At 60.6% G+C, this 25,268-nt stretch carries 29 protein-coding genes and 1 pseudogene; 4 read left to right on the top strand and 26 right to left on the bottom strand.

Annotated features, from left to right (window positions below):
* Positions 1–22: 22 nt before the first annotated feature.
* Genes OQ968_RS02470 through OQ968_RS02460 form a run of 3 tightly spaced genes read right to left on the bottom strand, consistent with a single transcriptional unit; the run spans position 23 to position 2,975 of the window.
* Entirely contained in the window at positions 23–1,360 is a 1,338-nt protein-coding gene (locus tag OQ968_RS02470) for an MCE family protein (RefSeq protein WP_324674292.1), read from the bottom strand.
* Between the two features lie 2 nt (positions 1,361–1,362).
* On the bottom strand, positions 1,363–2,211 hold the full coding sequence (locus tag OQ968_RS02465; protein WP_324674290.1) for an ABC transporter permease: 849 nt from the start codon (positions 2,209–2,211) through the stop codon (positions 1,363–1,365).
* Positions 2,208–2,975, bottom strand: coding sequence for an ABC transporter permease (locus tag OQ968_RS02460; protein ID WP_324674288.1), 768 nt, complete (start codon positions 2,973–2,975; stop codon positions 2,208–2,210). Before OQ968_RS02460 ends, OQ968_RS02465 begins: the two co-directional genes overlap by 4 nt.
* A 273-nt stretch (positions 2,976–3,248) precedes the next feature.
* Between OQ968_RS02460 and OQ968_RS02455 the strand changes: the two genes are divergently transcribed.
* From OQ968_RS02455 to OQ968_RS02440, 4 genes are all read left to right on the top strand, one after another.
* The gene (locus OQ968_RS02455; protein WP_324674286.1) at positions 3,249–4,019 is read left to right on the top strand and encodes a FadR/GntR family transcriptional regulator; all 771 of its coding nucleotides are present in this window, start codon (positions 3,249–3,251) and stop codon (positions 4,017–4,019) included.
* A 357-nt stretch (positions 4,020–4,376) separates the two neighbouring features.
* The gene (locus OQ968_RS02450) at positions 4,377–4,748 is read left to right on the top strand and encodes a nuclear transport factor 2 family protein (RefSeq protein WP_324674284.1); all 372 of its coding nucleotides are present in this window, start codon (positions 4,377–4,379) and stop codon (positions 4,746–4,748) included.
* Between the two features lie 526 nt (positions 4,749–5,274).
* On the top strand, positions 5,275–5,991 hold the full coding sequence (locus OQ968_RS02445) for a cytochrome P450 (RefSeq protein ID WP_324674282.1): 717 nt from the start codon (positions 5,275–5,277) through the stop codon (positions 5,989–5,991).
* The gene (locus OQ968_RS02440) at positions 5,913–6,176 is read left to right on the top strand and encodes a ferredoxin (RefSeq protein ID WP_324674280.1); all 264 of its coding nucleotides are present in this window, start codon (positions 5,913–5,915) and stop codon (positions 6,174–6,176) included. Before OQ968_RS02445 ends, OQ968_RS02440 begins: the two co-directional genes overlap by 79 nt.
* Before the next feature lie 22 nt (positions 6,177–6,198).
* Here the strand turns inward: OQ968_RS02440 and OQ968_RS02435 are convergent, their stop codons facing one another.
* From OQ968_RS02435 to OQ968_RS02325, 23 genes and pseudogenes are all read right to left on the bottom strand, one after another.
* Positions 6,199–7,119, bottom strand: coding sequence for a VOC family protein (locus OQ968_RS02435; protein WP_324674278.1), 921 nt, complete (start codon positions 7,117–7,119; stop codon positions 6,199–6,201).
* Positions 7,120–7,143: 24 nt separating this feature from the next.
* Positions 7,144–7,977, bottom strand: coding sequence for a fumarylacetoacetate hydrolase family protein (locus OQ968_RS02430; protein WP_324674277.1), 834 nt, complete (start codon positions 7,975–7,977; stop codon positions 7,144–7,146).
* A gap of 68 nt (positions 7,978–8,045) precedes the next feature.
* Positions 8,046–9,260 carry an acyl-CoA dehydrogenase family protein gene (locus OQ968_RS02425; protein WP_324674275.1) on the bottom strand — a complete coding sequence of 405 codons (1,215 nt, stop codon included), beginning with the start codon at positions 9,258–9,260 and terminating at the stop codon, positions 8,046–8,048.
* 37 nt (positions 9,261–9,297) lie between these two features.
* A complete protein-coding gene (locus tag OQ968_RS02420; protein WP_324674273.1) occupies positions 9,298–9,915 on the bottom strand; it encodes a flavin reductase family protein in 618 nt (205 codons plus the stop codon).
* A 190-nt stretch (positions 9,916–10,105) separates the two neighbouring features.
* Positions 10,106–10,522, bottom strand: a complete 417-nt coding sequence (locus tag OQ968_RS02415) for a MarR family winged helix-turn-helix transcriptional regulator (protein ID WP_324674271.1) — start codon at positions 10,520–10,522, stop codon at positions 10,106–10,108.
* A gap of 54 nt (positions 10,523–10,576) precedes the next feature.
* Positions 10,577–11,041 carry a nuclear transport factor 2 family protein gene (locus OQ968_RS02410; RefSeq protein ID WP_324674269.1) on the bottom strand — a complete coding sequence of 155 codons (465 nt, stop codon included), beginning with the start codon at positions 11,039–11,041 and terminating at the stop codon, positions 10,577–10,579.
* Positions 11,042–11,478: 437 nt separating this feature from the next.
* Positions 11,479–11,955 (bottom strand): hypothetical protein, encoded by a 477-nt coding sequence (locus OQ968_RS02405; RefSeq protein WP_324674267.1) that lies wholly within the window; start codon positions 11,953–11,955, stop codon positions 11,479–11,481.
* Between the two features lie 113 nt (positions 11,956–12,068).
* Positions 12,069–12,476 (bottom strand): hypothetical protein, encoded by a 408-nt coding sequence (locus OQ968_RS02400; RefSeq protein ID WP_324674264.1) that lies wholly within the window; start codon positions 12,474–12,476, stop codon positions 12,069–12,071.
* 18 nt (positions 12,477–12,494) lie between these two features.
* Positions 12,495–12,929 carry a hypothetical protein gene (locus tag OQ968_RS02395; protein ID WP_324674263.1) on the bottom strand — a complete coding sequence of 145 codons (435 nt, stop codon included), beginning with the start codon at positions 12,927–12,929 and terminating at the stop codon, positions 12,495–12,497.
* 128 nt (positions 12,930–13,057) lie between these two features.
* Positions 13,058–13,654 carry a hypothetical protein gene (locus OQ968_RS02390; protein WP_420715807.1) on the bottom strand — a complete coding sequence of 199 codons (597 nt, stop codon included), beginning with the start codon at positions 13,652–13,654 and terminating at the stop codon, positions 13,058–13,060.
* A 117-nt stretch (positions 13,655–13,771) separates the two neighbouring features.
* Positions 13,772–14,404 (bottom strand): hypothetical protein, encoded by a 633-nt coding sequence (locus OQ968_RS02385; protein ID WP_420715819.1) that lies wholly within the window; start codon positions 14,402–14,404, stop codon positions 13,772–13,774.
* 329 nt (positions 14,405–14,733) lie between these two features.
* A pseudogene (locus tag OQ968_RS02380) lies at positions 14,734–15,681 on the bottom strand (MlaD family protein); the annotation flags it as partial.
* Entirely contained in the window at positions 15,678–16,667 is a 990-nt protein-coding gene (locus OQ968_RS02375) for an MlaD family protein (RefSeq protein WP_324675022.1), read from the bottom strand. The pseudogene OQ968_RS02380 and the gene OQ968_RS02375, both read right to left, overlap by 4 nt.
* Positions 16,667–17,791 carry an MlaD family protein gene (locus OQ968_RS02370; protein WP_324674257.1) on the bottom strand — a complete coding sequence of 375 codons (1,125 nt, stop codon included), beginning with the start codon at positions 17,789–17,791 and terminating at the stop codon, positions 16,667–16,669. Before OQ968_RS02370 ends, OQ968_RS02375 begins: the two co-directional genes overlap by 1 nt.
* Entirely contained in the window at positions 17,761–18,720 is a 960-nt protein-coding gene (locus OQ968_RS02365; RefSeq protein ID WP_324674255.1) for an MlaD family protein, read from the bottom strand. The genes OQ968_RS02370 and OQ968_RS02365 overlap by 31 nt, the downstream gene beginning before the upstream one ends.
* Positions 18,717–19,718 (bottom strand): MlaD family protein, encoded by a 1,002-nt coding sequence (locus tag OQ968_RS02360; protein ID WP_324674253.1) that lies wholly within the window; start codon positions 19,716–19,718, stop codon positions 18,717–18,719. Before OQ968_RS02360 ends, OQ968_RS02365 begins: the two co-directional genes overlap by 4 nt.
* Positions 19,715–20,695, bottom strand: coding sequence for a Mammalian cell entry related domain protein (locus OQ968_RS02355; RefSeq protein WP_324674251.1), 981 nt, complete (start codon positions 20,693–20,695; stop codon positions 19,715–19,717). Before OQ968_RS02355 ends, OQ968_RS02360 begins: the two co-directional genes overlap by 4 nt.
* Positions 20,696–20,744: 49 nt before the next feature.
* Positions 20,745–21,551: an ABC transporter permease gene (locus OQ968_RS02350; RefSeq protein WP_324675020.1), complete on the bottom strand. Its 807-nt coding sequence runs from the start codon at positions 21,549–21,551 to the stop codon at positions 20,745–20,747.
* A 41-nt stretch (positions 21,552–21,592) separates the two neighbouring features.
* A complete protein-coding gene (locus tag OQ968_RS02345; RefSeq protein ID WP_324674249.1) occupies positions 21,593–22,510 on the bottom strand; it encodes an ABC transporter permease in 918 nt (305 codons plus the stop codon).
* A 179-nt stretch (positions 22,511–22,689) separates the two neighbouring features.
* Positions 22,690–23,139: an anthrone oxygenase family protein gene (locus tag OQ968_RS02340; RefSeq protein WP_324674247.1), complete on the bottom strand. Its 450-nt coding sequence runs from the start codon at positions 23,137–23,139 to the stop codon at positions 22,690–22,692.
* Complete coding sequence (locus OQ968_RS02335) at positions 23,136–23,723, bottom strand: pyridoxamine 5'-phosphate oxidase family protein (RefSeq protein ID WP_324674245.1); 588 nt, start codon at positions 23,721–23,723, stop codon at positions 23,136–23,138. The genes OQ968_RS02340 and OQ968_RS02335 overlap by 4 nt, the downstream gene beginning before the upstream one ends.
* Positions 23,710–24,339 carry a TetR/AcrR family transcriptional regulator gene (locus OQ968_RS02330; protein WP_324674243.1) on the bottom strand — a complete coding sequence of 210 codons (630 nt, stop codon included), beginning with the start codon at positions 24,337–24,339 and terminating at the stop codon, positions 23,710–23,712. The genes OQ968_RS02335 and OQ968_RS02330 overlap by 14 nt, the downstream gene beginning before the upstream one ends.
* Positions 24,340–24,446: 107 nt before the next feature.
* Positions 24,447–25,205 (bottom strand): FadR/GntR family transcriptional regulator, encoded by a 759-nt coding sequence (locus OQ968_RS02325; protein ID WP_324674241.1) that lies wholly within the window; start codon positions 25,203–25,205, stop codon positions 24,447–24,449.
* Between the last annotated feature and the right edge of the window lie 63 nt (positions 25,206–25,268).

Raw genomic sequence — 25,268 nt, 5'->3', positions numbered from 1 at the left:
ATCGGTTCCTTACTTTGTTGCATCACGGTGACGGCACAGGCTGCCCGGGTGGTGGTGGGTTGAGCGGCGCGTCGCTCGGCCCGGCAACTGGGGCCCCGTACGGAGGTGCGCCGGGGTATGGCACCGGCCCCGGTGCGGGGGGCCCGAAATACCGGATGCTTGGCGGTTCGGGTGTACCGCGTGTGACCGGAAAGAAGTTGGCCCATCCCGGGAAGCCGATACCGGGGTTGGGTCGCAGGTCTAGGCCGGTTCCCCAACCGGTGTTGGTAACCAGCTGCCGGACAGGGTAATTCGCTGCGACATCAGGTAGTGAACCGCATCCTGGTTTGCCACCAGGACCGCCCTTGGCCGCCACGATCGGCAAGTTGTCTGGGTACCGGTATGGGTCACCACCTAGAAGGAAAGCGTCATCGAGCAGGATGCTGCGGCCGTTCTGAGCTCCGGCCACGTTGTAGCCGCCGTTGTCGAGCCACCCCTTCGCACCCACAAGCAGACAGGTGTACTCGGGGTTGTATTTGAACAACAAATCCGTCGTCGGCTGCAGCACATTGACCGCCCGCACGAGATTGTCCCTATTGGGCGCGAGCAGGTCGATTCCTGCTTGCGACACGCCAATGACATTGAGCAGCAATATATCTAGGTCAGAGGCGTGGGCGGTGATCGTAGCGCTGGTGGTGGTGAAAGCCCTGACAATTTCTAATAGGTTTTGCGCCGCGCCCCCGTACGCGCGGCTGGCCTCCCCCAATGATTGCCAGTCGTGTTGCAACGTCGCCATCCGCGGATTGATCTCGCCTAGTACATGATTGCTGGCGGTGATGCTGTCGCCAATGCGTTCGCCGCGGCCCCGCACCGCGTCGGCGAATGCGGTTAGAACTGCATTTAGCTTTGGGGGGTCGATCTGATGGAGAACATTGACAAGATTCTCGAAGACGGTGTTGACCTCGGTAGTCACATTGCGCGACCGCAAGACAGCGCCGGCGGAAATATGTTGTCTGCTAGGGCTTTCGGGATAGACCAAGTCGACATATTTGGCGCCGAACAGTGTCGTGGCTCGGATTTGGGCATCGATGTTGGCGGGGATGTGCTTGATCTGATCCGGGAAGAGGTCGAGCTTGAGGCGGACGGGGTTTCCGCCTTCGATACCAGCGACTCGACCCACTTGCACGCCGCGCAGCTTGACTTTGGCGCCGGACTCCATAACCAGACCAGCGCGGTCCGACGTCAGTGTCACTGGTACGTACGTGTTCAGTGTGCCGGCGAATAGCGCCGAGCACAGCCACACAAAAGCCAGTACGACCGCGAAAAGGGCGGCTGTCCAGAACGCCGGGTGGACGCGAAAACGTTTAGCCTTGCCTGCCATCGCTACCCCGACAGGTTGAATCCGCCGGACTGCCCGTATATGGCCAGCGAGATGAAGACCGTCAAGACTCCCGATGCCACCAGCGATGTTCGGACCGCGCGGCCAACTGCTTCACCCACACCCGCCGGTCCACCCGAGGCGGTAAATCCGTAGTAGGTGTGCACGAGCATGATGACGACTGCCATCGATACGGCGAGCAGAAAAGACCACACCAAACTCATCGGGTAGAGGAACGTATTGAAGTAGTGGTCGTAGACGCCCGTGGATTGACCATAGATCATGGTGGTGCTGATTTTTGCCGACGCAAATGCCGCCAACACGGCCACGCAATACAGAGGGATCACCACGATTACTCCGGCTACCAATCGCGAGGAGGCCAGATACGCAATCGAGCGGATACCCATGACCTCCAATGCGTCGATCTCTTCGTTGATCCGCATCGCACCGAGTTGGGCCGTCGCGCCGGCGCCTATCGTCGCCGCGAGGGCGATACCCGAGGTCAACGGTGCGGCCAACCTGACATTGAAGTAGGCGGACGCGAATCCGGTCAACGCCTCCACTCCGATATCAGAGAATTGGTTGTAGCCGATCACCGAAGCCAGCGCCCCGGTCGTGATTGTTAGGAAGGCGACGATCACGGTGGTACCACCGACCACTGCTAATGCTCCGGTGCCAAGGCCCATCTGCGCGATCAGCCGCACCAGCTCGGGCCTGTAGCGCCCGAACACATCGCCAACAGAGCCGATGGTTCTCGCGTAGAACTGGGTCTGGATGCCGATTCTGGTCCATCCGGACGACCATCTGCGCACTGTCCGTGAGAGGTAGGGGAATGGCATCTGTGACACGGTCATAACGTGACCTTCACGCCGATGGCAGTGGTGATGATGTTGATCGCAAACAGGGCCATGAACGCGTACACCACAGTTTCGTTAACCGCGTTACCCACCCCGGCAGGCCCGCCGCCGACGGAAATGCCCTTGTAGCATGCGATTAATCCGGCCGCCATCCCGAACAGTCCAGCCTTGATCAACGCCAACACGACATCGGGAAATCTGGTGAGCACGGTCATCCCAGCCGCATAGGCGCCCGGTGTGACGTGCTGAATAAACACTGAAAAGAAGAACCCGCCCACCAAACCGACGGTGATCACTACCGATGACAACAGCACCGCGACGAGCGTTGCTGCCAGCACTCGGGGCACCACTAGTTTTTGTACCGGGTTGATCCCCATTACCCGCAATGCGTCCAGTTCTTCGCGGATGGTTCGCGCACCGAGATCGGCGCACATTGCCGTCGCGCCCGCACCCGCCACGACCAGCACTGTCACAATCGGTCCCACTTGGGTCACGGTCGCGAAAGCAGCGGTGGTGCCACAGAAGTCCGCGGCCCCGAATTCCAACAGCAAGATATTGAAGGTGAACACCACCAAGACGGTGTACGGAATGGCTAGCATCAGCGTCGGCAGCAACGACACTCGTGCTACGAACCAGGACTGCAGCAGGAACTCGCGCCATGCCAACGGTCTGCGCGGTATCAGCATCAGGGTGTCGAGCGCCATGGCAAAGAAGCCCCCGACGGCTGAGGCTGGCCTCGCTGCCGTTCCCCACGAGATCATCCCTGGCGGCCTCGTGAGCCGGCACCCGAGACGGCCGAATCCGGCCGGGAGGCGCGGCGCGCCCCTAGCTCAGCAGTCCGATTACTGCTGCTAGCCGGCATCAGCTGAACCACCCGCGACCCACCCTTCGAATTCACCATGCTCAATTCATCTGGTCAGAGTCTGAGGGTGACGTCAGTCACTTGTCAATAGATTCGGCCTAATCCAATATGCTGAATGCTGGGACCGCGCCCTACCATGTCAACCCGGCTTCAAGTGGAAAGATGAGCGGTGATGACAGTCGATCCACCGGCCTTACGCCGCGCCGATTGGGAACGGCGGCCAACCCGAGGTCAGACGAGACCAGAACAGGCCGCCGAGCGGCTGGCGGGACTGGCCATGTCGGCCCAACCAGGCGAACGACTGGGCACGAAAGATGAGTTGCGCGCCTCGTGTGGCGTGTCCGTGGGCACGTTCAACGAGGCCTTGCGAATGGTTCAGGCCCGCGAGCTCGTCACCGTCCGGTCAGGCCCGGGCGGCGGCCTGTTCGCCAGCCGCCAGTCGCCATTGGTGCGTCTGGGTAACGCAATGCTGTCCCTCGATGATGACGCCGCATCCGTCGCGGACGCGTTTCGGTTGCGACACGCACTCGATCCGCTGCTGGTCCAGGATGCGTTGGAGCATTCGTCGGCTCACGACGTCGCCGCACTGCGCGCAAAGTTGGACCAGATGAAGGTCGCTGCCGCTAGCGACGACACCACCGCATTCATTCGCGCCAACTGGGAGCTCCACATCAGGCTCGCCGAGATTAGCCCGAGCGCGTTGCTGCGCTCGTTTTATCTCCATCTGCTAGAAATCACCGACTCGCACTTGCTGGCTGCAGAGCACCTCGAAGACGAGTCGCTGTCCGACTACATCCATGACCGTTACGACCTGCACGTCGCCCTGGTCGATGCCATCGCCGAACACGATCCTCGCGCACTGGAATTGATCCAAGAGCACAACGCCAGTGGACCTTGGATTGGCGAAGGTTCTAGGACGACTGCCGTCACGATCGACCAGTGAGAGGCATCTCCGACGGGTCGCCTGCGCCGGCGCGCCGGACCTAAAATTCCTCCGCAAGCCGTTCTCAGCTCGACATGGATTGCCGTGGTTGCGGCGGTTTGGTAAGCGAGCAAAGTGGCCGATGCAGTGTGCGGTGTAATTCCGCAGAGGCTTGCACTGCTCCCGCCCACCTTGCTAGTCTCGGCCCGTGATCCGGGTCACTGTTCCGTATAATGCAACGCCCGGTGGTGGATGCCTGTGGTATGCCAGTGGACTAGACGGGCGGTTTGAACTCCTGGGCAGGGGGCGTGAATCCGTCAATAACGAACTGACGCTTTCTATTTCGGCATCCAGACCGATGGCGAGGAGAAGCTCCCGGTGACGACCACCGACCATCCGACCGAATTCAGCGCGGAACTGTTCGGGTACGCGGACTCATTCGACGTCGATGGATATCTCAGCATGATGTCCGATGACGTTCACCTCCGCTTCGGCAACGGCCCCGTGGCGAGCGGCAAAGACGCCGTCAGGGAGCAGCTCAGCCATTTGATGGGGGTACTCACCGGCATGCGACATCGTGTCATCAACGAATGGCGGATAGACGACACTGTCATTCACCAGCTCGAGGTGACTTATGTAAGACGGGACGGCAACGCAGTCACAATCCCGGCGGTCACGATCTACCGCTTGATCGGGAGGCTGATTAGCGAGTTTCACAATTACGCCGATCTCGCCCCACTATCGGCGTAGGTGTCCGCACGCCTCGAGGAATTGAGAAGGGAGACCGATGTGACGACCTCCACAGAGGATCAATTCTTCAACCCACTGAACCCGGGGCACCTTGTTCAGCCCGACGGATTGATGCACGCATCCCGCATCGGCTGTCCCGTAGGGAAAGTCTCTGACATCTTGTATACCGTCAATACAGACCTAGGCGTCCGCCAGGTGTTCGACGACACGCGAAACTTCTCGAACAGAGGCAACTTTTCCGTTGGCGCCGAGGACGTTCAGTGGCCGTTCATTGTGGCCACCCAGGCGGACCCCCCCCGCACACACGGCCTTGCGCGCGCGGCTACTGAAAGATTTCGCGCCCGCGCGACTCCGCAAGCTCACTCCGCAAGTCGAGTCAATCGTCGCGAATTGTATTAGCGCGCTTCCGGACTCGGGCTGCGTCGACCTGTACGCGGACTACGCGCACTTCATACCGGCACGAATCCTGTACGCCCTGATCGGCATACCAGAGCGATCATGGGACGACGTCCAACGGTGGTCTGACGTGCTCGTGGCAACGGTTCCTGAACCCACCCACGAACTGCCCGAATTCGCTTATCTCACAGAATATTTGGGCCAGCTGGTCGAAGATCGGCGCACGAGGCCCCATAGCCGTCAAGAAGACGTACTGGACAATCTGTGTTTCGCCAACCCAGGCGAGACCGATATGTCCATACCAGAGGTCATGACGCACATCCTTCAACTCGTGGTCGCCGCGACCGATACGACACGTGCACTTATCGCGAATTGCCTGTATCGGTTGCTCGAATGTAGGGAGCACTGGACGGCTGTAGTGTCCGACCGCGCACTGCTGTCGACCGCGATCGAAGAATCACTGAGAATGGACTCGCCGGCTCAATTCATGGTGCGCTCGGTCATCGAGGATGTGACGATCGATCGCTGCCCCGTCCCAGCTGGTAACAAGGTCTATCTCAACATCCAATCGGCGAACCACGACGAAAAGCGATGGGGCGAAGATTCACGCAGCTATCGTCTCGATCGGCCAAACGCGGCGAGTCATTTAGCGTTCGGGCGCGGCATCCACACGTGTATCGGTGCGCCGCTAGCGCGTATAGAGGCCCGGGTGGCCATCGGGGCATTGCTGGACCGCTATCCGGGCATGACCCTCGCCCCGCACGCTAAGTGGGTGAGATCCCCTGGGGCGTTGACAAGAAAAGTCCAGTCCGTTCCAGTTCTGCTGACCGCAGAGGAGACGGTGTGAGAATCGAAGTCGATCGAAATCGTTGCGAAGGCCATGGGATGTGCGAGGTCGTGGCGCCGGAGTACTTCGCGCTTGACGACGACGGAAACCTCACCGTTCTAGCGGAGGAAGTGTCAGGCTGCGACGAGGCTCACGTCCAGGATGCCGTCATAGTCTGTCCTGTGGCCGCGCTCCGACTCGCCTGAAACGTAACGCGTCAGCGGCCCTTCACGGCGCATGCGCGCCGATCATCAGCTCGCCCAGGTCTTCGGGAGCCAAGAACGACGCCGGTGGCGGGGGCCCCCAATTGAACAGGCCTCGCGCGCCCTCGAAGGTCTCCGGCGTCCACAGCTGGTCATCAACGATGCAGTCCAGGTCCGAGTAGTACTCACTGAAGTTGCCGGCCGGATCTTTGAGATACCAGAAGAAGTTCGAACCTGCGTGGTGTCGGCCGAGTCCCCACACATGGCGCGCCGGATCGGCCTGCAACATCGCAGTTGCGCCCCGGCCCACCTCGTCGATGTCATCAACCTGCCACGATGTGTGGTGCAAAAAACTAACCGGCGCTTGCAGAATCAGGACGTTGTGATGGTCGGTAGAGCAGCGGAGGAACGCCCCAACATCCTTGATTCGATCGCTGACCTTGAACCCAAGGCCGTCAACGAAGAAGCGCCGCGTCGCCTCCAAGTCGGTGGTTCCCAGTACGGCGTGGCCAAGCTTTCGCGGACGCACCGGCCCGTCGCGTAAGACACCCGGCGCTCGTCGGCCAAGGCGTCCGGCTCGCCCAGGGGCGTTTGGTACGGGCACCGGAGCCGGTAGTTGAACGATTCGGCCAGTGACACTCACGGTGACGCGGACGCCATTCACTGAGTCAACGGCGGTGAGCTGGCGAGGTTGTCGGTCGGCATGCACGCCGATTTTGTGCAGGTCGCCCACGATGCGCTCTATATCGTCCTCATCCTCTGCGCCAAGTTCCATTTCGATCAATCTGCGTGTCGGCGCATGGACGACTCGTAGCTGCCGACCGCCATCACGCGTGGTAAACCAACCATCCGCGAAGGGCTCAAGACCGAACTCGGCATAGTAGGCCCGGGTTTCGGCCACGTTGGGCACCCCAATCGTGACGGCGGTAAGCCGATGTAGGGCCATAGTGTTCTCCTGTTGGCGTGAGGGCTAGTGTGGCCGAACGGGGTCGGCAGCGACGAAATTCTGTCGCAGCTCGCCGATTCCGCTGACATAGCTGATCAATTCGTCGCCAGATGCCAGGTAGCGCGGCGGCGTCCGGCCGAGTCCTACCCCGGCGGGCGTGCCGGTGAACAGTACGTCTCCAGGCAGCAGCGGCAGCTTCTGTGACAATCTCGAGATCAAGGTCGGCACCGAAAACACGAGGTCGCTGGTGCGGCCTTTCTGCATCTGTTCGCCGTTGATGGCGCAACCCAGCTCAAGGTCATCCGGGTTGTCGAATTCATCAGGCGTCACCAGCCATGGCCCCGTCGGGCCGAATCCAGGCAGGGATTTACCCAAACTGAATTGAGGTGAGGGACCACTTGTTTGAGTAATGCGTTCCGAAAGATCTTGTCCAACAGTCACCCCCGCAACATGCTCCCACGCCTCATCAGCGGTGATGCGATGGGCCAAGCGGCCCATCACGACAACCAATTCGACCTCCCAGTCGGTATGACCGTCAGCGGGAAGTCCGACGGTGGTCACTGGGCCAGTAAGGCACGACGGCCACTTGGTAAACATCACCGTCGGTTCGTCCGGTACGTCAAAGTGCGATTCGGCAGCATGCGCTCGATAGTTCAAACCAATCGCGAAGACTTGCTTGGGAGCGGGCGCCGGCGCCCCCAGCTCACTTGTAGAGAACGGCTCTCCGCTGCCAGGGTCAGCCTCGCGAGCCCACGACAGGAAGTCGCCCCACTCGTCGTAGATTTGCTGCGGCGAGGTGTCAAAGCGACCATCGCTAGCTTGATGAACATCGAGCGCCCGCGTCCCGTCGGTGCTCACCAACGAGAGTCGGCCACGTAGATTTGCCACGCGCACGTGGAGTCCTTTCGATTATCAGATTGCTCGGTTCAAACCAACGGGGTGATAGTGTCCTCGACACCTAGCAGGGCCTTGCCGTATATCTCGTAGGACACCACGGGCGACACCACCGCGTGCCGCGCGGCGGTTGCCGAGTCACGCCATATCCGTTGCAACGGATTGACCTCTGCGAACGATCCGGCACCGTGTGCAGACAACAGGATTTCGATGGCACGAGTGATCGATTCTGCGACATAGCCGGTGTCGGAACGGACTCGAGCGCGCGTCAAGAAGTCCGGGTATTCACCCCGCGCGGCGGCCTCGTCGATGTCGCTGGCGGCGCGATAAGCATGCAGCTGGGCCGTGTCGATCAGCCGTGCCGCCTCAGCGATCTGCAATTGGAATGCGACCGAGTCCTGTTGGGCCTCATAGAAGGTGTAGGAGATGGGCTTCTTGGCAGCTTTGCTGGTCACATACTGCAGCGCCGCTCTGCCCATGCCCAACTGCGGACCCACGAGCACCAAGGCGATTACGGGGACGAAGGCGGACCGGTACAGCGCTTCGCTAGCGGTGTGTTCTGACGCGTATTCGCCACGAATGGCGTTGGGAACGCGAAGGATACGATGCTCGGGCACCATCACGTTCTCGGCGATTACGGCATTGCTGCCCGTGGACTTCATGCCCGCGACGTACCACATGTCCTCGAGCTGCAGTTCTGAGCGCGGGATCAACGCGAGCCCCTGGTCAATAACCTCACCCGATTCGTCGTTGATCGGAATGCCCAGTACCGACCAATCCGAATGCCATGATCCCGAGTTGTAGTACCACTTTCCGCTGACCATCCACCCGCCGTCAGTCTTGTGCGACTCCGCTGTAGGAGCTAATACTCCGGAGACCTTCGCATCGGGATTAGCACCAAACACTTCGTCCTGTGCCTGGGCACAAAATAGGCTCGTCATCCAGTTGCATACATTGATCAACGTGACGATCCATGCGGTTCCGCCATCGGCTTCGGCGACCGCGGCGGAAACGTCGAGAATCGTACGCATCGACGTCTGATATCCGCCATAGCGTTTCGGTATCGTCAGCCGGAAGAGGCCGGCCTCAGCTAGTGCGTCAATGCTCTCTTCGGCGACCCGACGGTCCTGCTCGCCGATCACGGCATTCTTCGACAAAAGGGGATGAAGTTCCTTGACTCGCGCAACCAGTTCGGCGGCGTCAGGCGTTGCGGTACCGCCACCAAGCGAAGACTGAACGGTTGTCATCTCGATTACTCCTCGTTGCAAGGCATCCATGCCGAATTCAGCGGGAACATGCGGCGATTTGATCGGTGATGGGTTTGCGAGGCCGCTGGTGGAACTGAGAATGGGTACCAAAGATGCGGTGCCCATAGATCAACGGCGGTTGCGTTGACGATGCAGCGTTGCGCACCAGCCCGATGAGCAGCACATGGTCACCTGCTTCCAGAGCCTGGTGAACATCACATGCAGCCCAGCCGACGGCGCCATCTAACCGAGGCAATCCATCTACCATCGACCAGTGCACCTTATGGAATCGGTCCACTCCCCTCCTGGCAAACACGACCGCGAGATCGTCTTGCGTGCGGCCGAGCACATTGACACCGAAGCGACGGCTATCGAGAATTCGTGCCAGCAGGGCGGAGCTGCGATCCAGCGCAATCGACACCAGCGGTGGTCTCAGTGACACCGATGCCAGCGAACTCACGGTCGCACCGTGCGGCCCGTCGTCGTCCGAGGTCGTCACGATGGCGACCGGCGCACACACTCCCGCCATCAAGTCGCGAAAGTGCTGATCCAGTACCACCGAGACCTTCCCACCCAATTCGCCATGCTGAATTGCTCCCTTGCAGTTTGCGAGCATGCCTAGCCTCGTGTCAATAGATTGACCGTTATTCATCATGCTGGATTTGCGACGCCGCGCCCGCGACCGTCAAAGGGGCACGTTGTCTGCTCGTCACGACCACTACCCTGCATCCAAGCCACCGGGGGACGCCGTTGACAATCATCGCCTCGCCGTCTGCCGCCTGTTCGGCCGGATGGTGAGTTCGGATCGCCCACTCTTGGCGGTGAGCCGTAACGGCCGCGACTGCTTACGAAGCCATCGCCCGGAGTAGCCGCTTGAATTCCCTGCGCTGGGCGGGAGCTAGTGGCGCCAGTAGTCGCTCGTCCGCGGCGCGCATGGCAACTTCGGCGCGCTTGAGCAGCGCCTTGCCTTTGCCAGTAAGGCGAGTCGGCATCGCTCGGCCCGACGGCACCGCGGCCGGCCGCGTCACGGCACCCATATCTTGCAGTCCATGTAGCACCAGGTTCATCGACTGGGGCGTCACATTGGTGATGCGCGCAAGCTCTGCGCTTGATTGCCCGGGTGATGCGGAGAGAATCCGCAGGCACACGATTTGTGGCAACCGTAGCCCGAGCGGGGCCAATTCAGCCGTCACCTGGGTTCGCAGCACCGACATCAGGCGATAGAGCAGGTAGCCCAACGCTTGATCATCATGCTTGCCCATATCAGGCATCTTGACACATATCAATCGGGTGTCGATGAAGCACTTGCGCGAGGTCTATGGAGTGAGGCCATGCAGGCCAAGCGGTATGGCGCCGCTGCGCCACACCACCGTCAGCGTGAGGTTCGTGAACCGCCATCCGTCATCAGTGCGGGCAGCGTGGATGTCAAGGATTCCGCCAACGATGAAATGCGCCTCCAAGGAAGCAGCGTCGCGGTTGCGGTCGCTAAACACATGCATGGCCGTAACGTTCGCCCGCAGCCATGCAGTGTCGCCATCAAAATCGACGATTGCGTCCGTCGTCACGTGGTGGGTTGCCTTGAAGTAATCGATGATCGTGCGGTGGGCCTCCAGGATCGCTTTTCGCCCGTGAGCCGTGCCCGTCGGATATTCCAGACGGGCATTGTCAGCGAATACCGATTCCACCCACACCTGGTCTGCGGTGCGATCGTCAACCCCCCGAAAGCACCGACTCAGCAGCTCCACGATCTCAGTGCGGTCGGCGATTATGTTGCGTGTCATGTACCCGGCTCCTCTGCCTGAACGGACGCCGTACCATACCGCGATCGTCTTTCAGGCCACGCAAACTCCCGGCACGGCGATCTTTGTGGGGCGCTGATGGTATCGGGATAGCGTGGCGAGAAGCTTTGGGCTCCATGGGATCTAAATGCTCGGACGAATGTCTGCGCATTCTCCCCACTGGGCGACATTGACGAAACGTGCGCCGCCTGGCCTTCCGTATACAACTGCTCGGACAGGCAAGCATCGGCCAAAATGAACGCAGCGTCATCCAGCCAGAGGTTCAAGAATTCTGCTTCGACGTTAGGCGGAACCGAGAACCGTTGATCAATACAACAGGGGATCGTGTCTGCAGCGTCAAGCTGCTCCAGGAACGTCATCGCCGGTCCAGCTCCACCAGTTTCACTAGCCCACTCCTCACAACGGTTGGCCCGCAACGATCAACCATTGAGGTAAGTGCCGTTGGGAGTGATGAGAAAACGAAACATTCCGCGGTAGCAGTAGGTGCTGCTGTCGGCCATTGTCGCGCAGGTCGTTTCGTTCCAGTTCAGATAGCTGCGGAACGGCAGAACCCGCTGGGCTTGCGCGTTGGGGAATCCGATCGCGATCGCTGAGTCGTGATGGACCCTGGTATCCCCGTTGAACCAGCCGATGTGGTCAGTTCCTGGCGGCGTGCCGGGAAGAGGACCGGCGCAGCCAAAGCTGCCCCGCAGCCAGATCCCACAGTTAAGACCACTGGGCGTCAGAAAATACACCCCGTAAAGACCGGGCAGGAAGTACTGGGCTGGGTCAAGACGGGTATAGGCCGTCAGGACGAGACTGTCCTTCGGATAGGGATTGGGTGCGATCGTCGCGTCAGTTGGATCTGCACGTGTATGGGGCGAGCAAGTCAGCGCCAGTGCGATCGTTGACATCATGGTGGCCAACCACCGATAGACCGAACGCCGCCTGGACACGCGGGGGCCCTCCCGCGTGGTCTCAAGAGCAGTTCCGCGGTGTTCATCACGAGCCGAATCTGACTTAGGCACAGTCACTCCCCGCCGGTCTGGGGGAAGTTTCGATGCGGTGTGCTGCCGTAGCATGTCGCATCACCAACATCGAGCGTGCTTTCGCACAGCAGCTTGCCTCGGAGGTAGATGCGTACCGTTACGTACTTATATGGCCAGCGGTAGGGCCGCCAGTCGGCGCGGATTTCAGCGCCATCTTTAGTCGGACTGACCGCGTTTGGCACATCAGCGGTGACTCGCCACGGCAGCGAAACCTGTTGTGACGCTTTGCGCTGAGACCTGTCGTTGTACTCGACGTTTGCCGCCGGCACGTTGAGCTGATCGGAAACAACCTCGTAAGTCACGCTGTCCTCGGCGTGCGCTGCCGGGGCGGACAGCACCGCGGCGATCCCACCGATCAGGGCCACCCCCACCACGTAGCTGCGTTTCATGTGCCTTGCGAGTCGCATCTAGGGCCCCGCCAAGACCACTGCGGACAAGAACCAACCGGCGATATTGCTATTCGGCAATGTGCTCGCCCCATACCACGTGTAGGAGCAGTCCGGGAGCTCCTTGTAGCCCGTGATCAAGATTGCCTTGATCGCGTCGGCCTCGGTTTGGCCGGCGCCTTGCAGCAACTTTGCCTTGCCGGCGTTGAGGCCGAGGTCTTTCAATATTGGAAGCGGGTCCGACACCGGAATGACGCGCGCGTTGTGATCGAGATAGGTGTCTGTCGATCGGGCGGCGATCGCAGCTGTCTGGTCGGCAAGCGGGTCGGGTCGTAGCGCTCCGCACGACGAACCCTGACGTGCCTGCACCACCGCATCCCTGAGATTGGCTGCGAAGTCCGCAGCCGCCGGAGAAGGCCGAAATACGCTTGCAGCGCTTAACACCGCGACAGCCATCGCCCTTGCGATGCAGTGTCGACGCCGATGTTTATCCCGTCGTCGCAGATCCTGCGCTTGGCATGCAGACGACAGTGAAGGCGTTTCGTGATGACGATTTGGGGGGTCTACACGCATCGCGGCAATCCTCAATCGCAGACGTGCGAACGGTGGATCTCGCTGGCCAACCTCTTCACCCGCAGGTAGGACGGGCCGGTAAACCAGTCGGGCTGATGGGCTTTGATGCCGTTGCTCACATTCGACAGCTCCTGCCACAAGCCGTAGAAGGCCTCCCCCTGATACAGGGGAAAATAGTTGTCGCCGGCGAAGTCTTGGCGTTGGGTGAGCGCTTGCGCACGGGGTCCGAGAAAGTTCACCGACTGATCTATGTTGCCGGTAACGATGTCAACCTGTTGCTGAATACCGTTCACGCTGTAGTCCCAGTCCGTCCCGTTGGGGCTGATCCGATTGAATTGAACGCGCTCAATCTGGTCATTAATGGTCTGATACTGAGCGGCGAACCACTGGCACATTTCGGCTTCTGCCCGGATGTCCGCAGGGGTGACCTGATTCCTGGTCTGGTCGTAAGGGAAGGGGAACTTCGGCGTCCAAGTTGTCGAGCGCACGACGATCGGGGGCAGCGGCCGGATAAGTTGATCATTACTGGGCGGGTCTGATGGCTCAGCGCGCAATTTCGGAGCGCTCGTCGCGATGCCCACGAGCGAAGCGGTCAGTGCGGCGGCCAAAACGGCTCCACGCCAGCACAACTGCCATGCCGCGTGCGCTCTACCAATGCCAACCCTTGACGTCCCAGCGACACTCCTGCCACGCATCCTGCACCTCATTCTCGGGACATTGCCGAACTATCGTTGACCGGTCAGCGCGCCAATTCCGCCGACGTCAGTGATCTGCCAGTTCTTATTGCTGTCAAGAGTGAGACTGTATGTGGCCGTGGACATTAAGGGATCTGGGGCCTGCATCGTCTTGGTTTGAACACTGACAAAGCAGTCGACGACATAGATGCCAGCCGTGTTCGAACGAACCTTGGCGATAAGTGGTCGCGCGCTGGAAGTCCACTGCAGCGGGATCAGGATCTGTTGCATCGATTCGGCCGCTTTACTCAGCTTGTCATTCAGCTCCGGGCTGGTGCCGGCCACGAGCTTGGTCTTCCATCCGTTGAGATCCTGGTAATTCATCGTCGCAGCGTTGACCGCGTAGTCGAGTGCCACCTTTTCGGCGTGCGCATAGTTGTCGGATCTGCGAGCCTGTGCATCGAGTTCGCGCCGGGCATCGACATACAACCAAACAAACGTGGCGAGCGCGCCCACCACAACCACAATCAGGCCGGTGTATACCAGGCTGCGAGCGCTGACTGAGATTGAGAAACGCCGTTGCGCGCCAATGCGTTTCGAGGCTTTCGGCTTCGTGGCGGCCGGCTCATCGGTGGCATCGCCGATGGCATCGGCGGCCTCATCCAGAGAAGAATCGGCGTCGATATTCTCCGGATCGTGCTCATGGTCAGCATCCGGCTTGGCCGCTTCAGGATCCGCTGATCCGCTGGTGGCCGACTTCAGTTCCACACCGTTGTTGTTATTGCTCACGCGTTGACCCTTTCTTGTTCGTCCACCGCCGCCCACACACGCGTCGCGCCTCGCTGCCATCAGCGGGCACCCTGAGTCGCCGGCCCGGGGGCCACCGCGGTTGGGGGTACATCGCCTGTCGGAGGCGCAGCAGACGGCAGCGGTGGATTGATTGCTGGCGTCGTGGGTCCGGGAGCGGCCGGAGTGGCGGGCACGCCCGCCGGCGGATTTTCAGCTGCGCGGGCATCGGGAATGGTGACGTGGAGGGTAACAGCGCCCTCTTCGGGGACAGAGGCCAACATATTGCGAAAGATCTGGGCGGTATCGAAGTTCATCAAGGCTCCGGATATGTCGTTCAGGTAAGGCAGCATCGACTGCATCAGGACCTTGATATCTCCACCGGAATGGTCGAGGAAATGCTCAAGCCGGCCGACCAAGTGCGAGAGGTTGTGCAGAGTCTGCGGTGCCCCGCGGTCATGCAGGACCACCGCCGCATCGTTCAGTGCTGCGAAATCGTTGCCCATCTTGGTGAGCCAAGGTGTGTTGAAGGCTAGTACTGGGCCGACCCATTGTGCGTTGCGCAACAGCACCTGGAAGTTGTCGAGAAGGTCGCGCCCCTTCCCATGCATGGTCGCTGCGGTGCTCCTCAGGAGCGTGGCTGCGCGCGACAAATTGGGCAGCACCGCGGTAGGACTCGGCAAGGCCGCATCGGCTTCACCGATAATGCGTTTCAGCGCCGCGGGGTCAAACTGGTTGAGTACCCGTACCACCGTTGTCGCCAAATCGGAGATCGATGGCGGCTGCGTTATCGCCTCGGCAGCAAACCGCTGGCCATCCTGAAGGATCGGCCCGCTTTCACTGCGCGGCAGGAATTCGATGTAAGCCTCACCAAGCGCAGATAAATTTTCCACCCGAACATCGCTGTCCACGGGGATTCTAAACCGGCTGTCTACATAGAAATTGACGGTCGCGGCCGAAAGTGAGGTGGAGATACTGGTGACTTCGCCAATCGGAACGCCCCGCAATTGCACACTCGATCCGACAACCAAGCCACTGATGTCGTGTACCTCCATGGACATGCGGGCGCGCTCTGATGGAGGCATCAAACTGACACCCATTGATGTGAAATACCCGACAGCGAACACAATCATGATCACAAATGCAGTAAACGATAATGCACCTTTGGCTATCATGGCATCGCACCCAAGATCCGCAACACGTCGTGCACGTTGCCTGATAATTCTCGACCATCGGGCGCGACGATGGATGTGATATTGATGGCCGGATATTTATCCTGGGGGAGATAGTAATCCGTAAATAGCTTTCGCCATTCGTGAATCTCACTTTCGAATGCCCATTTCGACCTTTGGACGGCTCCTGCGGCGTCTGCCATCGAATTCAGCAGCGGAACAATCCAAAATCCGCCCGAGTAGATGGTGCCGACGCTCGGGTAAGCCGTGCCGGTGTACTGGTACAGGTCATATGCGTGCTTCCAACCGTGCATGCCTTGCGTGGTGAACCACGTCTGCAAGTTGGGTATCCGGTTGTGCAGGGCTTGGGCCGTCTGAGCGGCGCCGTTCAGCAGAAGGTCGACGTTGTCGATGTTGTTGGACAGGTCGGAGATGTCGGTGGAAAACTGCGACGCAATTTTTCGGACGTCGGCTGGGGGTGGCGTTATCCGGTTGATGCCGATGATCGTGTTCTGGATTCTTTCCAGGGATCCGCTGCCGGCGAAATCGGCCAGGTGACTGATGGTGTCTTCAAGCTGCGGCGGCGACGTGGTTTGTGCCACGGGGAGCCGTGAGCCCGGTGGTAGCGGGGGCGCGGGCGTGCTCTCGGGTGGGCGGCTCAACGCAACGTAGATGTCGCCCAGCACGGTGGCCTGCTGCAGGCTGGCATGAATGGTGGAGGGAACAGACACGGCGGGGTCGATACGTGTCGTGACGTCCACGTGATTAGCTGCAATGGCCACGCCAGTTACGATTCCGACGGTGATCCCGTCCAGCGTCACTTTCGCGCGGGCCGGCAGATTGAGGACGTTGTCGAACTCCATCACCAGGGTGTAGCCACCTTGAAACGAATTGCCCGGCGCCGGAAGGGCGTTCACGTCGATCGACGCACATGACGAGACACCAACGACTGCTGCGATCGTGATCGCCAAGGATGTGACGCGGCGCATCATCGCTGGGCCGCCTGACTCAGCACGTACTGCAATAGCGCCACGTCCACCGCATACGGTTTTCCGCCCACGTCCGTGCAACTCCCGGGGCTCGCGGCGTTCAGCCTTGCGCAGGTGATCAGCCCGTCGACGGGGGTCGCGATGCGATACAACGGCGGCCGGTATCGGATCGTGAAGAACTGCTTGTCGTTGGCATGCCGTTCCAACCAGTTGATCAAAACGGGGAACGGCTTCATCAGACTCGCGAACAACGTGGAGTGTGCACCGAATTTCCGAAGCGCCCATTCCGCATCGTTCAGCACCGTCTGGATCTCGTCGCCGAGCTCAACTTCGATGTCAGAGGCCGCGCCCACCAGTGGGATCACGCCTTGAAAGACGGGAGTGGCCAGGGCCTTTTCAACGTCTTCGGTGGTTTTGTAGGTCGTGAGCATGCTGTACTTGAGCGGCCCGCTGATTTCCCTGAGCGTTGCCGTCAAGGTGGCTAGGTTAGTGATGATGGAACGTATATCGCTGACCGCACGATCGGGAGCATCGAGCACTGCTGACGATGTGGTCAGAAGCTGATTTAAGCCCGGCCCGTTACTGTGAAGCGCCCGGTCGAGGCCGGCGACAACGTCGCCAATATTCGTCGAGCCTTCAGGGTTGATCGCGTTCAGGAAGCTGGTCGCCGAACCGATGATGTCCGACAGACTCTTCGGAGTCGATGACCTCGAGAGTGGAATGCAGCCCTTGGTGAGCAGTTGCGGACCGGAGGTGTAGTTCCCGACGAGTTCCAACGCTCGATCGGCCAGTAGCGACGGCGATCTGGTTACCGCTCTGACGTCGGCCGGCAGCGGGCGGCTTTTGTCGACTTTGAAATCAATCCGGACGTCACGTAAAGCTGGGGTGATAGCGCTGACTTCGCCGATCTTGTAACCCATCTGGGTGACCGGATTGCCGACGTAGAGTCCAACGCTGTCGGGCATGATGGCGCAATAGGCGAGGTATTGCTCTTGCCGAAATGGCGTCCACGAGCCGCACATCAGCGCCGCCGCGGCAGCGCAGAGAAGTACTGCGCCCGCTCGGCGCACGCGATACGCTCGCGATGTCCTCGCTAGCATGCCGATCCCGGCATCGGTATGCACAGGTCGGTGGCTAACAGTTCCGGGCGGTCCTGTTGCACGTCAAGGATCCGCTCGAAGTGGTGCTGCAGGTCCCGCAAGCCCCGCACGACCACTCCGTTGTGGTCAATCCACAGCCGACCCTTCGCCAAAAAATTGCGCACCTTCTCGAGGAACTGCGCTCGATGCTTGTCATAAAAAAGACCTATTGGTTTGAGCGCGTCGATCGCGACCCCTATGCCCCAGAGGGCGCCGCCGAACCCTTTGCTGTAGAGTTCCAAGATCGACTGAATGATAGCGACCTTTTCGACGAGCGTTTTAAATTCGGTGCGAAATTCTGCCAATCGTTGAATATATTCATCGCTAAGATTCAAGATTGACGTGATTTGACCGCGTTGCCGGTCAATTGTCGACATAATGGCGTTGCCCGCATCAATTATCGCGGTTAAGGTATCGACATTATTGCCTTGCAGGCCGGTTTGTAATTGGTTGAGTGACTCGTTGAGGGGTCTCGCGCTAAGGTTGTCGGTAACCTTTGTCACATCATTGAGCGTGCGGACCAGGCTGTAAGGCATTGTCACCCGTTCCAGCGGAATAGTGCCGGCGCCCAATGGGGCCTCACCCAAGGAAATCAGGTTGACGTAGTAGCCGCCCACGACGGTAAGCATCCGGACCTCGATGGCGGATTTGTTCCCCACGAAGGCGCTGTTATCGACGCGTGCCCGCACCCGAACCCGATCGGCCTCGAGCGACACATCCTTGACCTTGCCCACCGGGATGCCCGCGATCCGCACCTGATCTCCCGGCACGACCGAAGCCGCATCGTCGGTGTAGAAGGTAACGGTCTTCTGACCGGGGGGGCTGACATAGAGCACGGCCGCCCCGATGGCCACCACGGTAGCGAGCGCCAGCGAGCCAGCGCCCCACGACGCCGGGTTGCGCAGAAGTTTCATCGGTTGCATAGCACCACCCGTTGCCCGTTCAGCAGGACGTCCATTGTCGTGGGCAGCTGTGCGCGACCTCGAGCGCAAGGCTGCGGTTCCCCCGCGGCGGCGGGCGGGGGGATGTTTTCCCACATGACCGGGATAAGTTTGAACGCGTCCAGGGTTCTGTCCAGGTTATTGAGTGCCGTATCTAGAGCCCTATCGATGTCGTCATCCGGCTTTAATCCCACGTTGGTTAGCAGGCGTAGAAGCGGCTCGACGAAATCAGGTCCGTAGAGTTGAGATTTGCGGAACTCGTCCAACACCGTTAGCGCGCTGTCGATGGGCGTGTTCAGTCCGTCGATGATCTGAGTCAGGTCGTGGGCATGGCCTGACATGACCTCGGCGACGTCGGCGAGATTGCGCATCAGGGTGGCCACGACCTGCTGGCGATCCGCCAGAAACTGGGTGAGCTTATGGATGCTTTCCAGCACTGGCGCAAAGCCGCTTCCATCACCGGACAAGAAGTTGGCGGCATTGGCGGCAAAGGCGTTGAGTTGCTCCGGGTTTAACGTGGCGAGCACGGGTTGCAGACCGTTGAATAGTCGCGTGACGTCAAAGGACGGTTGCGTCATCGCCGTTGGTACCGACGTCACCAGACTGGCCGGCACATATTCCTCTGCGGGGTTCAGCACATCGAGGTAGCGTGCGCCGGTAAGGGTTTGGTACTTGACCGCGATCCTGGTGTTGGACACTACCCCGTATTTCTTGTCGAGCGTGAAGTCCACGGACGCAACGCTTTGTCCTTGCTGTCGCTGCAGCGCCGTAGCAAGCACCCGTCCAGCCAGGACTCCGCGAACACGCACGTCGGCTCCATCATGAAGGCCGGATATGTCGGTGAATTTTGCAGTGTACGTGCGGGTTTGAACCTTGACGGGCTGTGAGATGCCGCTTAAGAGCAGAACTAGGAGGACGCCGGCGACTGCTGCGCTGATGGCCAGTCGCCACAGTGCTGCTTTGGCGCTCATTGCGGGCCTCCCATCGCGGCCAGTGGAGCGGCCACTCCGGGCAAGTTGTCCAGGACAATCTTTACCTGGAGGGCGCGTTGTTCACCGTTTCCGGCGAACAACTTCTGCAACCGGGTACGTAGCTGCACAAGGGTATTCGCGAAGTCGTCCGGCCTGAATAAGGCGGGTACGGGATCGGTCAGGGCCTTAACGCCGTCGATCGCAGGCAGCAAGTCATCAACGTAGTTGGACTCAAGTCGTCCGAAACCGCCGAAGAGCTCGGTCGAGCCGACGCGGTATGCCTCCTGAACGCCGGTGCGCCACTGTTCGTCGGTGTATCGGCGGGGTACGGCGGTGAAATCCTCCCCTGCACCGAGCAGCGCGTCGGTAAACGTCGGAAAGGCCACCGCGACCCCGGTCGTGTTGGTCAACAGGCGCGCGGTAGAGACGTTCTGGACGTCGGCGACCGCGTGCGTGGCGATGAGTACTGTCTCGATGAGCGGGTTGAGCGCATCGGTGTATCGCACGGCACGATCGATGACCGATATCAGCTGGGGGGTCAAGGCGCTGACCGACACCTCACCGAGGCGGGATAAGACGGCCTGAAGGGTCGCATTGGGCTGCGGCACTGTATTGATCCGAATGCCGTCGCGAAGTTGTCGTCCGCCCGATGCAGCGGCGACGGTGATGCCGGTGACGCCGAAATAATTGATGGGCCGGAACTCAATTTTCATGGTGTCGGTAAGTTCGGCGGTTGGGCCCTTCTGTAGGTCGCTGAGCACCCGCACACCGCCGCCGGGCAAGCTGCTGATGGATTTGACGACTCCCACTTGGACGCCATGCATGACGATGGCGGTCCCCTCACGCACGCCTTGGCCAACGTAAGGGGTGTCGATCGCGACCGAGATCCGATCGGTTTTTTGGGACGCCGAGGGATGCCACATGATGACGAAAGCAGCTGCGATAGCCGACAATACGACCACGGCGCCGGCGATCATCAACTTTCGTTCCTGCGACTCCTGCGAGCCCCTGAGCAACATGATCGCCCTACCCCCGGAACACGAACTGCGGCTGAAGACCCCAAAGGGCGACGGTGAGCGTGAAATCCAGCACCATGACGGTGACCAGGCTTGCGCGTACGGCGCGGCCCGAGGCCTTACCGACGCCGACCGGTCCGCCCGAGGTGAAATATCCGTAATAGCAATGGATTAACGTCACTGCGATGCAGAAGACCGTGGCCTTGATCACCGAGTAGGCAAGATCGGTCGGCGTGAGGAACATGGCCAGATAGTGGCCGTACGTCCCGCCCGGCTGCTTATACAGCGTCGTGATGAACACGTTCTGCACGAAAAATGCGGCGACCAGGGTGAGCAAATATCCCGGAATCACCACCAATAGCCCGCCGACAAGGCGTGTCCCGACTACGAATGGGATCGGCCGAAGTCCAAGTGCTTCAACGGCGTCGATCTCCTCAGAGATACGCATCGCCCCGATCTCGGCGGTCATTCGACAACCGGCCTGGGACGTGTAGGCGATACCGGCGACCAGCGGACCGATCTCGCGAACGGTGCCAACGCCACCGATGATGCCTGAGAGCGCGCCAAATCCGATGAGGTTCAAGATTGCGAAACCCTCGATCGCCACCGAGGCGCCCACGGCAATACCGAGCAGGATCAATACGCTGATCGTGCCGCCGTCCACGATTATCGAGCCTCGCCCCCAGGCCAGACTATTCATGGCCTGCAATGTTTGGCGGTAGTACCGGCGTAGGGTCAGTGGCAGGTACCACAACGTCTGGCCAATGAAGACGACCCACCGCCCGGCTTCCATCAGGGGTTGCCGGACTGGCCGCATTGACAGCAATCGCGTCGGGAACAACGCCGATGGAGTGGCCATTAGGCGACCACCGTCGGAAAGAACATCACTTCAAGCTGAGTTATCGCCAGGTTCGCGATCACGATGCAGATGACGTTGAGCACGACTGAGGAGCTCACCGCATCGGCGACACCGCGCGGGCCGCGCGTCGCTTCCATGCCCCGAAGCGAGGAAACGATCGCGACGATTGCGGCGAACACAACAGTCTTGGCCATGGCAAACCAGACATCTGTTTTTTGCGCGAATAGACCAAATGACTGCCAGAAGCTTCCGGGCGTCACGTCGCTGAGCGTCACCGCGAGAATGTACGAGGCCGTTGTGCCGGATACCAGGATGACGACAATCAGGATCGGCGCGATCGCCACCAACGCCAAGAATCGCGGGACCACGAGTCTGCGGACCGGGTTGATACCCATCACGCGGAGCGCGTCGAGCTCCTCGCGAATCGCCCGCGCACCGAAGTCGGAGGCGATAGCAGACGCCGCGGCTCCACCCATCAGCAATCCCGCGGTGATCGGCGCGCCCTGGCGCACAACGCCTGCGCCACTTGCTGCACCGAGAAGTGAGCTTGCGCCCACCTGATTGACCAGGCCCGAGGACACGACCGACACCATCGCACCGAACGGGATGGCCATCAGGACCGCCGGGATCGCCGTTACCGTGAGCAACAACCACGCTTGCACCAACAACTCGCCAACCGGCAGCCTCAACGTGAGGGTGTCAAGAACGGAATAGCGCAGCACGGCCACGGCCAGCGCCGCACCACGACCCACTGTGGCGAGCGATCGGGCCGGAATCGAACGGACCCGCGATGTCGCGGTGCCTACCCTGCCGAAGCGCCTGGCGGTTGGTCTGCGCGCACGCCCTGCTGTCACCGCGTCCAGGACGTCAGCGGCCGACTCCTCCTGCGAGGGCGTGTCGCTGAGACTGGTCGCCATCATGGGCCAGCTACGCAGGATCGACGACAAGCATGGATCTCGCCGATAGTCGAGCATCCCTCGACCCGACGCGGCCACCCACGGGAGACACCGAAATCATTTGCCGCAAGCGAGGTCTCGCCTCGCCTTTCGGCAAATGCGCTGGCGACGTTGCCATCCCGGGTGAACGCTTGCATGGTCTAGGCGATGGCAGCCGCAAGGCAGGCGAGGGCGGCGAGTGCCACGGCGGTGCGTGCCCAGTGGAAGTGGCGCCAACTCACCCGCAACTGGTCGACACCCTCGGGAGCTTGACCTTCGGACAGGCGACGGAATTTCGAATTCATTGGCTCGGCGACGGCAATCGAAGCGACCATGATGACACCTATGAGCGATACACCGATCCACGCCAGTGTCGACGCACGGCCCCCGGTGTTAAACGCAAACACCACTGCGCTGAGCGCTGCGATGGTTCCCAGGATGGGCATCAACGGATCGAGCCGATACAACGACCGACGAAAGTCGACGACATATTGGTCGACCGGCATTCGTCGCCACAGATTGAGTCGTTCCACGGCGACGAAGAAGATGCCGCCACTGAACAGCCCCGCGAACGAGACCATCAGCCAAGCACTTGCATGGGTGAGTGTCATGAGGTCGGGCTCCCGTCTCCATCGGCGGGCACGGCGGCTCGCAGTTTGGTTTCATAGGGCGAGAGCGACGCAACGTGTCTGCCGTCCGGCGTGAAGTTGACGATCTTGCGCCACAACAACCGCACCCGGTTGTCGTTCCACAGGGCCTCCACCGGATCGATCCTGATGAACGTCTGGTGATGGGCGGTTCCTTTGTCGAATGTGTCGTACAGCGATAAATCCTTCATCCACTCGAATTGCTCGCGGCTGACCTCGACCGCGCGCTGGATCTCCGCAGGATCGGTGACGAATGTGGCGAGACCCTCAACCTGAATCGCGCGCAGCTGTCCTCGGCCGTAAAAGCCGTCGGGTGGGATGGCCGCGATCGTGTAGCTGACTCTGCCGTCACGAGCGATGGCCTCGTGTTTGCGCGAGTAGGTGAACGTGTGCAGGTAGACGACGAGGCCGTCAGATGCGAAGTGCATCATCGAAACTGCCGGCGCACCAGTCGGGCCAACCACTGCAAGCGAGCCGATCTCTTCTGTGCGCAGCAGTTCGGCGATGTCATCTTCGACCTGCTCGAGATCGGGTTCAGTGATCGGCATTGCGGCGAGCCTCCATGTCGTGTGCTTTTAGTGCAGGGATCAGGGTGTTGTCGACGAAGTCGATCTGCCGGGCATCATCGAAGCCATCGGATTGAAGCAAGAAGCGCACCATCATCTGCCCGATCGCGGTTTCGAATAGGACGGTGGCCAACCCCGGATCACTCAGTTCCCCGCGACCGATGGCGCGCTGGATCACGTCACGGCAGTTACGCCTGCGTGGTTCGACCGCGGTAGCGCGTACCGCCGTCGCGATGGCCGGATCTTTCTGCGCCGCGGCGAGCAGACTGGCAAAGGCGCCCGGGTCCTCGACCGTAGCCACCTTGGCCAAGAGCGCAATTAGTGCTAACAGATCTTCTCTCAAGCTGGTTGCGCCTGACGGCAATTCGGGGTGACGTTCAGACGCCGAGATCAGGGCGGCACACACAAGCGAGGACTTATCCGTCCAGCGTCGGTAGATCGTTGCCTTGCTCGACCGGGCGCGTGCAGCAACCGCATCAATGCTCAGCTGGTCGTATCCCACCTCGCCGAGCAATTGCAACGTTGCGTCCAGTATCGCGGCCGCGCGGCTGGCGCCTCGACTTTGTGCAGCGGCCGCCGGGACTGTGTCTGACGTCATAGCGTACGATAGCGTATCGATAATGTTTCAAGACCACAACGCTTTTACGTAAAGTTATGGCGCAAAAGAGTACGTACTCGTATCGAGGTGGTGCCTATGGCCTGGCGTCAGTCGATGGTGGCGTTGTGTTGAGCAAGTGCATCCAGAGCCCCTGCCGGGTCTTGCACGACGATCGCGTCGACCAACCGGGCGTGCAGGTGGTAACGCTGCAAGAGCGACTCGGGCAATGGCTCTCCGGCGGCAGGCACGACCGCGAGCGTGTGGGCTTCGATAACGTCGAGCAGACCGACATAAATCGAGCTCAACATCGCATTCGGGCTCACCGCGGCGATCTGGGCGTGCAGGGCGCAATTGGCATGCAGGAAAGCGATGCCGTCGCCGGTTTCGGCGGCCGCAGCCATGTCAGCGAGTCGTGCCTTCAGCACGCCGATGTCGGCGGCATTCGCGTGCCATATGGCGTCCTCGATCAGCAACGCGTCGAGTGCCCGGCGGATGCGCACCGCGTCGGTGACCGACGTCCGGCGGGAGTCCAGTGCCAGCATGACGTTGCCGAGCCGCACCATTGGAGGGGGATCGCACGCGAACAACCCGCCCCCCGGGCCTGGCCGAACGGTAACGAGGCCGCGGGCTTGGAGCAGCCGAATCGCTTCGTTGAGCGTTCCGACGGACACACCACATTGAAGTCGCAGCTCTTCCTTGGTTCCGAGCCTTCCGCCAGGTCCGACCCGTTTGATGCTCGCCGCGATTGCTTGAGCAGCCAGTTCGGAGCGGGTGGTGGCCGGCCGCTTGCTGATCGCGGCGTCCCACTCGCTACGGCGCAGCGCGGGCGCTTCTACCTGGCCATACTCGCGTTCCTCTGCGCCCATCTGAACACCTCCGAAATTCAGCATGACGATTATGCCGAATCGGCTTGACATCATGTGTGACCG

The organism is Mycobacterium sp. 663a-19 (assembly GCF_035616495.1).
In the GTDB taxonomy this organism is placed as follows: domain Bacteria; phylum Actinomycetota; class Actinomycetes; order Mycobacteriales; family Mycobacteriaceae; genus Mycobacterium.
Note: the sequence above shows the minus strand (reverse complement) of the source record. Positions and strands in the feature narration are given on the sequence as shown.

Coding starts and splice junctions, on each gene's coding strand:
- OQ968_RS02470 (WP_324674292.1), bottom strand. CDS start 1,360: ATGGCAGGCAAGGCTAAACGTTTTCGCGTCCACCCGGCGTTCTGGACA.
- OQ968_RS02465 (WP_324674290.1), bottom strand. CDS start 2,211: ATGACCGTGTCACAGATGCCATTCCCCTACCTCTCACGGACAGTGCGC.
- OQ968_RS02460 (WP_324674288.1), bottom strand. CDS start 2,975: ATGATCTCGTGGGGAACGGCAGCGAGGCCAGCCTCAGCCGTCGGGGGC.
- OQ968_RS02455 (WP_324674286.1), top strand. CDS start 3,249: ATGACAGTCGATCCACCGGCCTTACGCCGCGCCGATTGGGAACGGCGG.
- OQ968_RS02435 (WP_324674278.1), bottom strand. CDS start 7,119: ATGGCCCTACATCGGCTTACCGCCGTCACGATTGGGGTGCCCAACGTG.
- OQ968_RS02425 (WP_324674275.1), bottom strand. CDS start 9,260: ATGACAACCGTTCAGTCTTCGCTTGGTGGCGGTACCGCAACGCCTGAC.
- OQ968_RS02420 (WP_324674273.1), bottom strand. CDS start 9,915: ATGATGAATAACGGTCAATCTATTGACACGAGGCTAGGCATGCTCGCA.
- OQ968_RS02415 (WP_324674271.1), bottom strand. CDS start 10,522: ATGGGCAAGCATGATGATCAAGCGTTGGGCTACCTGCTCTATCGCCTG.
- OQ968_RS02410 (WP_324674269.1), bottom strand. CDS start 11,041: ATGACACGCAACATAATCGCCGACCGCACTGAGATCGTGGAGCTGCTG.
- OQ968_RS02405 (WP_324674267.1), bottom strand. CDS start 11,955: ATGATGTCAACGATCGCACTGGCGCTGACTTGCTCGCCCCATACACGT.
- OQ968_RS02400 (WP_324674264.1), bottom strand. CDS start 12,476: ATGAAACGCAGCTACGTGGTGGGGGTGGCCCTGATCGGTGGGATCGCC.
- OQ968_RS02395 (WP_324674263.1), bottom strand. CDS start 12,929: ATGGCTGTCGCGGTGTTAAGCGCTGCAAGCGTATTTCGGCCTTCTCCG.
- OQ968_RS02375 (WP_324675022.1), bottom strand. CDS start 16,667: ATGCGCCGCGTCACATCCTTGGCGATCACGATCGCAGCAGTCGTTGGT.
- OQ968_RS02365 (WP_324674255.1), bottom strand. CDS start 18,720: ATGAAACTTCTGCGCAACCCGGCGTCGTGGGGCGCTGGCTCGCTGGCG.
- OQ968_RS02360 (WP_324674253.1), bottom strand. CDS start 19,718: ATGAGCGCCAAAGCAGCACTGTGGCGACTGGCCATCAGCGCAGCAGTC.
- OQ968_RS02355 (WP_324674251.1), bottom strand. CDS start 20,695: ATGATCGCCGGCGCCGTGGTCGTATTGTCGGCTATCGCAGCTGCTTTC.
- OQ968_RS02350 (WP_324675020.1), bottom strand. CDS start 21,551: ATGCGGCCAGTCCGGCAACCCCTGATGGAAGCCGGGCGGTGGGTCGTC.
- OQ968_RS02345 (WP_324674249.1), bottom strand. CDS start 22,510: ATGGCGACCAGTCTCAGCGACACGCCCTCGCAGGAGGAGTCGGCCGCT.
- OQ968_RS02340 (WP_324674247.1), bottom strand. CDS start 23,139: ATGACACTCACCCATGCAAGTGCTTGGCTGATGGTCTCGTTCGCGGGG.
- OQ968_RS02335 (WP_324674245.1), bottom strand. CDS start 23,723: ATGCCGATCACTGAACCCGATCTCGAGCAGGTCGAAGATGACATCGCC.
- OQ968_RS02330 (WP_324674243.1), bottom strand. CDS start 24,339: ATGACGTCAGACACAGTCCCGGCGGCCGCTGCACAAAGTCGAGGCGCC.
- OQ968_RS02325 (WP_324674241.1), bottom strand. CDS start 25,205: ATGGGCGCAGAGGAACGCGAGTATGGCCAGGTAGAAGCGCCCGCGCTG.